At 71.4% G+C, this 10255-nt stretch carries 10 protein-coding genes; 8 read left to right on the plus strand and 2 right to left on the minus strand.

Annotated elements, in window-relative coordinates:
- The first annotated feature begins 4 nt into the window (after positions 1-4).
- The 4 genes from STSP_RS14080 to STSP_RS14095 all read left to right on the plus strand — a co-directional run bounded on the left by STSP_RS14080 (position 5) and on the right by STSP_RS14095 (position 4631).
- A complete protein-coding gene (locus tag STSP_RS14080; RefSeq protein WP_067276897.1) occupies positions 5-442 on the plus strand; it encodes a gamma-glutamylcyclotransferase in 438 nt (145 codons plus the stop codon).
- A 154-nt stretch (positions 443-596) separates the two neighbouring features.
- Positions 597-1418 carry a purine-nucleoside phosphorylase gene (locus tag STSP_RS14085; RefSeq protein WP_067276900.1) on the plus strand — a complete coding sequence of 274 codons (822 nt, stop codon included), beginning with the start codon at positions 597-599 and terminating at the stop codon, positions 1416-1418.
- A 179-nt stretch (positions 1419-1597) separates the two neighbouring features.
- Entirely contained in the window at positions 1598-3229 is a 1632-nt protein-coding gene (locus tag STSP_RS14090) for a phospho-sugar mutase (RefSeq protein WP_067276903.1), read from the plus strand.
- A gap of 178 nt (positions 3230-3407) precedes the next feature.
- Positions 3408-4631: a hypothetical protein gene (locus STSP_RS14095; RefSeq protein WP_232789628.1), complete on the plus strand. Its 1224-nt coding sequence runs from the start codon at positions 3408-3410 to the stop codon at positions 4629-4631.
- A gap of 102 nt (positions 4632-4733) precedes the next feature.
- Here the strand turns inward: STSP_RS14095 and STSP_RS14100 are convergent, their stop codons facing one another.
- Complete coding sequence (locus STSP_RS14100) at positions 4734-5366, minus strand: PH domain-containing protein (RefSeq protein WP_067276905.1); 633 nt, start codon at positions 5364-5366, stop codon at positions 4734-4736.
- Positions 5367-5546: 180 nt separating this feature from the next.
- Here STSP_RS14100 and deoC point away from each other — a divergent pair, with 180 nt between their 5' ends.
- The 3 genes from deoC to STSP_RS14115 are packed head-to-tail and all read left to right on the plus strand — an operon-like array spanning position 5547 to position 8846.
- The gene (deoC, locus tag STSP_RS14105; protein ID WP_067276907.1) at positions 5547-6509 is read left to right on the plus strand and encodes a deoxyribose-phosphate aldolase; all 963 of its coding nucleotides are present in this window, start codon (positions 5547-5549) and stop codon (positions 6507-6509) included.
- Between the two features lie 5 nt (positions 6510-6514).
- Entirely contained in the window at positions 6515-7951 is a 1437-nt protein-coding gene (locus STSP_RS14110; protein ID WP_067276910.1) for an aldehyde dehydrogenase family protein, read from the plus strand.
- Positions 7944-8846: an aldehyde dehydrogenase family protein gene (locus STSP_RS14115; protein ID WP_067276911.1), complete on the plus strand. Its 903-nt coding sequence runs from the start codon at positions 7944-7946 to the stop codon at positions 8844-8846. Before STSP_RS14110 ends, STSP_RS14115 begins: the two co-directional genes overlap by 8 nt.
- A 118-nt stretch (positions 8847-8964) precedes the next feature.
- On the opposite strand, the gene STSP_RS14120 is transcribed toward STSP_RS14115, so the two are convergent.
- Positions 8965-9369 (minus strand): hypothetical protein, encoded by a 405-nt coding sequence (locus tag STSP_RS14120; RefSeq protein ID WP_067276914.1) that lies wholly within the window; start codon positions 9367-9369, stop codon positions 8965-8967.
- Between the two features lie 122 nt (positions 9370-9491).
- On the opposite strand from STSP_RS14120, the gene STSP_RS14125 reads away from it, so the two are divergent.
- Positions 9492-10145: a uridine kinase family protein gene (locus STSP_RS14125; RefSeq protein WP_107441289.1), complete on the plus strand. Its 654-nt coding sequence runs from the start codon at positions 9492-9494 to the stop codon at positions 10143-10145.
- Positions 10146-10255: the final 110 nt, after the last annotated feature.

Below are 10255 nucleotides of genomic sequence, written 5' to 3' on the forward strand. Positions count from 1 at the left end.
GACCATGTCGCTCTACGCCGCGTACGCCGGCAACCTCGACGCGCGGCTCATGTCCCGCCGCGCCCCGCATTCCCCACTGCGGGCCACCGGCTGGCTCAACGGCTGGCGGCTGACCTTCGGCGGCGAGCACCTGGGCTGGGAAGGCGCACTCGCCACCCTCGTCGAGGCACCGCGCTCACAGGTCTTCGTCGCGCTGTACGAGATCGCGCCGATGGACGAGGAATCCATGGACCGGTGGGAGGGCGTGGGGCTCGACATATACCGCCGTATGCGGGTGCGGGTGCACACGCTGGACGGCGAGGAACCCGCATGGGTGTACGTCCTCAACGGATATGAAGGCGGGCTGCCGTCCGCGCGCTATCTCGGGGAGGTCGCGGACGCGGCGGAGTCGGCCGGGGCGCCGCACGACTACGTGATGGAGCTGCGCAAGCGGCCCTGCTGAGGCGGTCGGGGCCGGTTGCCCACCTTGTCGGGGCCGGTCGCCCATCTCCCTACGGCGGGAAGGACACCGTGCGGTTGGAAACGACACGGCAACGATCGCAGCTCCTTGCCACCAGCATCTACGCGCGTAGGGCTCGACCGGCTACGCTCGTCGCGTGAACGCTTCTGTTAATCCGGACATCCAGGGCGACCCGCACGCCGCCGCCGACGCCGCCGCCGCGCGCCTGCGCGCGCTCACCGGCGCCGACACCCACGACGTCGCCCTCGTGATGGGCTCCGGCTGGGCGCCGGCCGTCGACGCGCTCGGGGAACCCGAGCACGAGCTGCCCGTCACCGACCTGCCCGGCTTTCCGCCGCCGGCCGTCGAGGGGCACGGCGGCACGATCCGTTCGTACCGGATCGGCGAGAAGCGGGCACTGGTCTTCCTCGGGCGCACCCACTACTACGAGGGCCGTGGGGTCGCCGCCGTCGCCCACGGGGTGCGCACGTCCGTCGCCGCGGGCTGCAAGACGGTCGTGCTGACCAACGGCTGCGGCGGTCTGCGCGAGGGCATGCGGCCCGGGCAGCCGGTGCTGATCAGCGACCACATCAATCTGACGGCCGCGTCGCCGATCGTCGGCGCGAACTTCGTGGACCTGACGGATCTCTACTCGCCGCGGCTGCGGGCGCTGTGCAAGGAGATCGACCCGACGCTCGAGGAGGGCGTGTACGCGCAGTTCCCCGGGCCGCACTACGAGACGCCGGCCGAGATCCGGATGGCCCGCACCATCGGGGCGGACCTGGTCGGCATGTCCACCGTGCTCGAGGCGATCGCGGCCCGCGAGGCGGGCGCCGAGGTGCTCGGCATCTCGCTGGTCACCAATCTGGCGGCGGGCATGACGGGTGAGCCCCTCAACCACGAGGAGGTCCTCCAGGCGGGGCGCGACTCGGCGACTCGTATGGGGACGTTGCTGGCGCAGGTGCTGGGGCGTATCTGACGGCGGCCGTACCGCCAGCGTGCTGTGGGCAATCGTTCCACAGGGCTGGGGGCACCTCCTGGGGACACCCCCAGCGTTAGCTGGGGGAGGGTGGGCACAGCCCACGACGGCGGTTGCCCCCTCAGACTGCGGTGGCGCACACCGGTTCCCCGTTTCGACACGGAGAGGCAAGAGAGAACGTGCACGACGAACTCATCGCCCGGGCGCGCGCCTGGCTCGCCGAGGACCCGGACCCCGAGACCCGTGAGGAGCTCGGCGAGCTCATCGACGGCAAGGCCTTCGACGAGCTCGCCACCCGCTTCGGCGGCACCCTCCAGTTCGGCACCGCAGGTCTCCGCGGCGAGCTCGGCGCCGGACCGATGCGGATGAACCGCTCCGTGGTCATCCGCGCGGCGGCGGGCCTCGCCGCGTACCTCAGGGCGAAGGGCCAGGGCGAAGGCCTCGTGGTCATCGGGTACGACGCCCGCCACAAGTCCGCCGACTTCGCCCGTGACACGGCGGCCGTGATGACCGGCGCCGGACTGCGGGCCGCGCTGCTGCCGCGTCCGCTGCCCACGCCGGTGCTCGCGTTCGCGATCCGGCATCTGGGCGCGGTCGCGGGCGTGGAGGTGACGGCCAGCCACAATCCGCCGCGCGACAACGGCTACAAGGTGTACCTGGGAGACGGCTCCCAGATCGTGCCGCCGGCCGACGGCGAGATCGCCGCCGAGATCGCCGCGGTGGGCGGCCTCGACGACGTGCCGCGCCCGGAGGGCGGCTGGGACGTGCTCGGTGACGAGGTGCTCGAGGCCTACCTCGCCCGTACGGACGCCGTGCTCGCCCCCGGCTCGCCGAGGACCGCGCGCGTCGTCTACACGGCGATGCACGGCGTCGGCAAGGACACCCTGCTCGCAGCCTTCGCACGCGCCGGCTTCCCCGAGCCCGTGCTCGTCGAGGAGCAGGCCGAGCCCGATCCGGACTTCCCGACGGTCGCGTTCCCCAATCCGGAGGAACCGGGCGCCATGGACCTCGCCTTCGCGAAGGCGCGCGAGGCCCGCCCCGACATCGTCATCGCCAACGACCCGGACGCCGACCGCTGCGCCGTGGCAGTGCCCGAGGGCGACGCCTGGCGCATGCTGCGCGGCGACGAGGTGGGCGCGCTGCTCGGCGCGCACCTCGTACGGCGCGGCGCGCGCGGCACCTTCGCCGAGTCGATCGTGTCGTCGTCGCTGCTCGGCCGGATCGCCGAGGCGGCCGGTCTGCCGTACGAGGAGACACTGACCGGCTTCAAGTGGATCGCCCGGGTGGATGGGCTGCGGTACGGGTACGAAGAGGCGCTCGGCTACTGCGTCGACCCCGAAGGCGTACGCGACAAGGACGGGATCACGGCCGCGCTGCTGGTCGCCGAGCTGGCCTCCGAGGTGAAGGAGCAGGGGCGCACCCTGCTGGACCTGCTGGACGACCTCGCCGTCGAGCACGGTCTGCACGCGACCGACCAGCTGTCCGTGCGCGTCCAGGACCTGTCGCTGATCGCCGAGGCCATGCGCCGGCTGCGGGAGCAGCCGCCGACGCGGCTCGGCGGGCTGACGGTGACGAGGACCGAGGATCTGACACAGGGCACGGAGACGCTGCCGCCCACGGACGGGCTGCGGTACACGCTCGAGGGCGCCCGCGTCATCGTCCGGCCCAGCGGCACCGAACCGAAGCTCAAGTGCTATCTGGAGGTCGTCGTGCCGGTGGGCTCCCGGGACGAGCTGGGCGCGGCGCGGGAGAGGGCCGCGGAGCTGCTCGGCGCCGTGAGGACGGATCTATCGGCGGCTGCGGGCATCTGACGGACCGGATCCGGAACCGGGGTGGGTTTCGTGTTTCCGAAGCCCACCCCGGTCCCGAAACCGAAGTCGCCCCGAAGTGTGATTTCCCGAGGGCAGTTGACGCAGCGTCCGTCGCGCTGCGCGTCGGTCGAGAGACGGTTGACCGGTAGCGCACGAACGAGTCCCTGGAGCTGCCGCAGTGTCCTCGACCGCCTCCCCGGTGCCGTCCGAAGCGATCGCCCAGCCTTCCAGCGGGATCCTTCCGGGCTCCCGGCGTCCGCGGTCGGCACCGCCGTCCGCCGCCGGGCTCCGCAGCCGCCTGCGCCGGTCACTGCGGCGCGCTGCCCCCGCCCTGCTCGCGTACGCCGGGGTCCGTGCCACGGGACTCGTCCTGCTGACCGTGTGGGCGCGCGCCGCGGACCAGGATGTCTGGCACCTGCTCGCCGACGACTGGGACTCCGTCTGGTACCTCGGGATCGCCGACCACGGGTACGCGCACGAGCTGGGCACCGAGTACGACTCGAACAATCTTGCCTTCTTCCCGCTGTATCCGGTGCTGGTGAAGGCGGTCGCCGCCGTGACGCCCGGATCGCGCGCGAGCGTCGGCCTCGTCATCGCCGTGCTGTCCTCGTTCGTCGCCGCATGGGGGATCTTCGCCGTCGGCGACCGGCTGCACGGCAGCCGCGTCGGTGTGCTGCTCACGGTGGCCTGGGCGGCGCTGCCGGTCGGGCTCGTGCAGTGGATGGGCTACACGGAGTCGCTGTTCACGGCCTTCGTCGCCTGGTCGCTGTACGCGGTGCTCACCGGCCGCTGGGTATGGGCAGGTTCGCTCGCCGCGCTGTCGGGGCTGACGCGGCCGACCGGCATCGCGCTCGCAGCCGCCGTCTCGGTGACGGCCCTGTGCGTGCTCCGCCCGCGCTTCTCCGCGCGCGTCCTCGCCGGTGCCGTCCTCGCGCCGCTCGGCTGGCTCGGGTACGTCGGATGGGTGGGCCTGCGCCTCGGCCGCTGGGACGGCTACTTCGCCGTACAGGAGATGTGGCACAACAAGCTGGACGGCGGTGCCGAGACGCTGGACCGGCTGCGTCAGATGTTCGTGTACGACTCGGCGCCCGAGCTGTTCCTGGTCATGGTCTCGCTGACGCTGATCGCGTCCGTCGTGCTGTTCGCGCTGTCGGTGCGGGACCGGCAGCCGCTTCCGTTGCTGATCTTCACCGGTGTGCTGCTGGTGATCGTGCTGGGCAGCGGCGGCGTCTACTTCCCGCGCGCCCGCTTCCTGCTGCCGGGCTTCCCCCTGCTGCTGCCGCTCGCGCTCGCCGTCGCCCGCACCAGCCGGCACCGTGCGGTGGCGGCCGTCGCCTGCGCGGTTCTCGGCTCGGCGTACTGGGGCGCGTACATGCTGCTGGTGTGGCCGAGCGCGCCGTAGGACACCTATCAGCCCGTCCGGCGTTTGAGGACGAGCCCGAAGGGCGATTTCGGGGTCCGGGGGCGGAGCCCCCGGTTCGGGAAGGGGCGGGGTAGGGGATCATCACCCCAGGGCCAGCAACACCACCAGCAGCACCAGCCCCACCACCGCAGGCCCCACGATCTCGTAAGCCCACCGCACCTCGGGGCCGCCCTGCGCCCCCTCGGCCGAGGCCCGCGCCTCGGCGAGCTCGCGCAGATCGTCCATCGTCTGGTCCCCGGCAGCGCGTACGGGACCTGCGGACACGGGTGACGTGTGCCCATGCGGATCCCCCGCGGCAGCCCGCGCCTGGCGTCGCGCGGCCTTCTTCCGGTCGCGCAGCGATACCGGGATCGCCCACAGCTGGTATTTGGTGCCGTCCTGGTCGAAGACCTCGTTGGAGTAGCCGGAGCGCAGGCCGGAGACCGCCGCCCAGGGCAGCGTGATCGTACGGAACGGGTTGCGGATGCGGAGGCGGTCGTCGTTCGCGTACACCGCGGGCCGCACCGTGAAGGCGATGACCAGCGGCACCGCGAGGAGCAGGCCCGCGACCGTCAGCCAGCGCACCCGCGCCTCGCCAGTGACGAGAGCGTCGATGCCCAGCCACCCGCCCAGGGCGAGCAGCATCACACCGCCCGCGATCCCGGCGGGCGACCGGTAGACGCGATCCTGGGACTGGGGCTGCGCCGCGGGGGACGGAGGCTCGGGGGTCGTCATGCTGCCGATTCTGCACGACGGGGCGCGCGGCCCGTCCGCGTGGTGGCCACGACGGGGTGTGCAGCCCGGCCGTGCGGTGGCCACGACGGGGCGCGCGGCCCGTCCGTGTGGTGGCCACGGCAGAACGGCCGCATGGGGGTGTACAGCCGCTACGCGCGTAGATATGCTCGTCTGGTGACCATGCCCACCACCGCACCCACAGCCGCACGTGCGCTCGCAGACGTCACCGCGTCCGACAGCACGCTGCGCCGCTTCCTCCACGGGCTGCCCGGCGTCGACGCGGTCGGCCTGGAGGCGCGCGCCGCCTCCCTCGGGACCCGTTCCATCAAGACCACCGCGAAGGCGTACGCCATCGACCTCGCCATCTCGATGGTCGACCTGACGACGCTGGAAGGCGCGGACACCCCGGGCAAGGTCCGGGCGCTCGGCGCCAAGGCGGTCCACCCCGACCCGACCGACCGCAGCACCCCCGCCACGGCCGCGGTCTGCGTCTACCCCGACATGGTCGCCGTCGCCAAGGAGGCCGTCGCCGGTTCGGACGTGAAGGTCGCCTCGGTCGCCACCGCGTTCCCCGCGGGCCGCGCCCCGATCGCCGTCAAGCTGGCCGACGTCCGCGAGGCCGTCGCCGCGGGCGCCGACGAGATCGACATGGTCATCGACCGCGGGGCCTTCCTCGCGGGCAAGTACCTGAAGGTGTACGACGAGATCACGGCCGTGAAGGAGGCCTGCGGGACCTCCGCCCGCCTGAAGGTCATCTTCGAGACCGGCGAGCTGTCGACGTACGACAACATCCGCCGCGCGAGCTGGCTCGGCATGCTGGCGGGCGCCGACTTCATCAAGACCTCGACCGGGAAGGTCGCGGTGAACGCGACCCCGGCCAACACCCTCCTCATGCTGGAGGCGGTGCGCGACTTCCGCGCCCAGACAGGGGTGCAGGTCGGCGTGAAGCCCGCCGGCGGCATCCGTACCAGCAAGGATGCGATCAAGTTCCTCGTCCTGGTCAACGAGACCGTCGGCGAGGACTGGCTGGACAACCACTGGTTCCGCTTCGGCGCCTCCTCGCTCCTGAACGACCTGCTCATGCAGCGCCAGAAGCTGGCCACCGGCCGCTACTCCGGCCCTGACTACGTGACGGTGGACTGATCCCCATGGCATCCGCATTCGAGTACGCACCGGCGCCCGAGTCCCGCGCGGTCGTCGACATCGCCCCCTCCTACGGCCTCTTCATCGACGGCGAGTTCGCGGAGGCGGCCGACGGCAAGGTCTTCAAGACGGTCAGCCCGTCCACCGAGGAGGTCCTCTCCGAGGTGGCCCAGGCCGGTGAGGCGGACGTGGACCGCGCCGTGAAGGCGGCCCGCAAGGCCTTCGATAAGTGGTCGGCGCTGCCCGGCGCCGAGCGCGCCAAGTACCTGTTCCGCATCGCCCGCATCATCCAGGAGCGCAGCCGCGAGCTGGCGGTCCTGGAGACCCTGGACAACGGCAAGCCGATCAAGGAGACGCGCGACGTCGACCTCCCGCTGGTCGCCGCGCACTTCTTCTACTACGCGGGCTGGGCCGACAAGCTCGACCATGCGGGATACGGGCCGAATCCGCGTCCGCTGGGCGTCGCCGGCCAGGTCATCCCCTGGAACTTCCCCCTCCTCATGCTGGCGTGGAAGATCGCCCCGGCGCTCGCGACCGGCAACACGGTCGTGCTGAAGCCGGCGGAGACGACGCCGTTGAGCGCGTTGTTCTTCGCGGACATCTGCCGCCAGGCGGGCCTGCCGAAGGGCGTCGTCAACATCCTTCCGGGATACGGCGACACGGGCGCAGCGGTCGTCGCACACCCGGACGTGAACAAGGTCGCCTTCACCGGCTCCACCGCCGTCGGCAAGGAAATCGCGCGCACGATCGCGGGCACCCGCAAGAAGCTCACCCTCGAACTCGGCGGCAAGGGCGCCAACATCGTCTTCGACGACGCCCCGATCGACCAGGCGGTGGAAGGGATCGTCAACGGCATCTTCTTCAACCAGGGCCAGGTCTGCTGCGCGGGCAGCCGTCTACTGGTCCAGGAGTCGATCCAGGACGAGCTGCTGGACTCGCTCAAGCGCCGTCTGTCGACGCTCCGCCTGGGCGACCCGCTCGACAAGAACACCGACATCGGCGCGATCAACTCCGCCGAGCAGCTGGCCCGCATCACCGCACTCGCCGACCAGGGCGAGGCGGAGGGCGCCGAGCGCTGGTCCCCGCCCTGCGAACTCCCCTCTTCTGGCTACTGGTTCGCCCCGACGCTGTTCACCGGCGTCACTCAGGCGCACACCATCGCCCGCGACGAGATCTTCGGCCCGGTCCTTTCGGTACTGACCTTCCGTACGCCCGAAGAGGCCGTGGCCAAGGCCAACAACACCCCGTACGGCCTGTCGGCGGGCATCTGGACGGAGAAGGGCTCGCGCATCCTGGCGGTCGCGAACAAGCTCCGCGCCGGAGTCGTCTGGTCCAACACGTTCAACAAGTTCGACCCGACCTCGCCGTTCGGCGGCTACAAGGAGTCGGGCTTCGGCCGCGAGGGCGGCCGCCACGGTCTGGAGGCGTACCTCGATGTCTGATATGACGCGCTTGACTGTCTTCAAGACCTACAAGCTGTACGTGGGCGGAAAGTTCCCGCGTTCCGAAAGCGGCCGGGTGTACGAAGTGATCGACTCCAAGGGCAACTGGCTCGCCAACGCGCCCCTGTCGTCCCGCAAGGACGCGCGCGACGCGGTCGTCGCGGCCCGCAAAGCGTTCGGCGGCTGGGCGGGCAACACGGCGTATCTGCGCGGCCAGATCCTGTACCGGGTCGCGGAGATGCTGGAGGGCCGCCGCGAGCAGTTCGTCCGCGAGGTCGCCGACGCCGAGGGGCTGTCCAAGTCGAAGGCGTCGGCGCAGGTCGACGCGGCGATCGACCGCTGGGTCTGGTACGCGGGCTGGACGGACAAGATCAGCCAGGTCGTGGGCGGCGGAAACCCGGTGGCGGGGCCCTTCTTCAACCTCTCCACGCCCGAGCCGACGGGTGTGGTGGCCGTACTGGCGCCCCAGGAGTCGTCGTTCCTGGGCCTCGTGTCGGTGATCGCCCCGGTCATCGCGACCGGCAACACAGCGGTCGTGATCGCGAGCGAGAAGTCCCCGCTCCCGGCGCTCTCGCTCGGCGAGGTCCTGGCCACGTCCGACCTGCCTGGCGGAGTGGTCAACATCCTCTCCGGCCGCACCGCCGAGATCGCGACCCCGCTCGCCGCGCACCAGGACGTCAACGCGATCGACCTGACGGGCGCCGACGAGGTCCTCGCGAAGGAGCTGGAGATCGCGGCCGCGGACAACCTGAAGCGCCTGCTTCGTCCACAGCCTGTGGACAACCCCGTGAACTGGGCGGCCGACCCGGGCACACACCGCCTGACGGCCTTCCTGGAGACGAAGACGGTCTGGCACCCGACGGGTTCGCTGGGCGCCTCCGGCTCGTCGTACTGATTTACTGATTCCTCTTTGCTGATTGCCCTTTGCTGATTCGTCGTACTGAGGCCGCACGCAGACGGGCCCCGCCTCCCCTCCGTCCCCGGGGAGGCGGGGCCCTCCTGTGTGGTGGCTGTCAGCCCGGCAGCAGAGCCGCCGCCTTGCCGGCCACCGGGAGGGTCCGCAGCGAACCGCCGTCGGCCAGCGAGCCCGTCACCTGTCTCGTCGACACGGGCTTGAAGTCGGCGATCTGCGTGCCGACCGAGTTGCTCAGCGGGTCCACGCCCGTGCCGGCGAGCGGGTCGAGCTTGGCATCCTTGACCGCGCCCAGCGCCTGGTGCAGCGCCACGTTCGTCCCCTGCGCCGCCGCCCGGGGGTCGAGCTTGCCGAGCGTCGTCAGGCCGCCCTTCGGCATCGGCGCCGCGGTGGCCGTGGCCGCGCCCGACGCGCCGAGTCCGATACCTGCGACGGTCAGCGCGAGCCCGGCGCGCAGCAGACCGCGCTGAGCGGACCTGCGCTGAGGAACTGCGTGTCGTGCCATGGGATACACCCGCCTCCTTTGAGTAATCGATTCGCCACGAAGCGTAGTTGAGACGCGCCGCGGGTACCAAAGACGACCCGCGGGCTCGGCGCCGGCCGCGGGATGCCGCACACTGGTCTCTCGTGAGTTCCCATGCCCCCGCCACGCGTGTCGTGCTGCTCGCCGGCCCCTCCGGCTCCGGAAAGTCGTCGTTCGCCGCCCGCTCCGGTCTGCCCGTGCTGAGCCTCGACGACTTCTACAAGGAGGGCGACGACCCGACTCTGCCGCTCGTACCGGGCAGTTCGGACATCGACTGGGACGCACCCGAATCCTGGGACACGGAGGCGGCCCTCACTGCGATCGAGGAACTGTGCCGCACGGGCCGGACGCGAGTGCCGCGGTACGACATCTCGGCCAGCGCGCGGACGGGCGAGGACACGCTCGACATCGGGCACACCTCGCTGTTCATCGCGGAGGGCGTCTTCGCTGCGGACATCGTGGTGCGCTGCCGTGAACTCGGCCTGCTGGCCGACGCGTTGTGCCTGAGGGGGCGGCCTTCGACGACGTTCCGGCGGCGGCTGCTGCGGGATCTGAAGGAGGGCCGCAAGTCCGTCCCGTTCCTGATCCGCCGCGGCTGGCGCCTCATGCGCGCCGAACGCACCATCGTGGCCCGCCAGACGGCACTGGGCGCCCACCCGTGCGGCAAGGACGAGGCGCGTCTCCGGCTGGCGGCGGCCGGGCAGACCATCGAGGCCGTCCAGACTGTCAAGGCTGTTGAGGTACGGGCGGAGGCCTGACCGCCCCGCCCGGATCGACCCTTATCAGCCCGGGGAGCCGGTACACACGAAACACGAACCGGTACACACGGAACACGAAAACGGGACCGGAAAGGCCCCCGGCCTTGGCG

The organism is Streptomyces jeddahensis (genome assembly GCF_001642995.1).
GTDB lineage: Bacteria > Actinomycetota > Actinomycetes > Streptomycetales > Streptomycetaceae > Streptomyces > Streptomyces jeddahensis.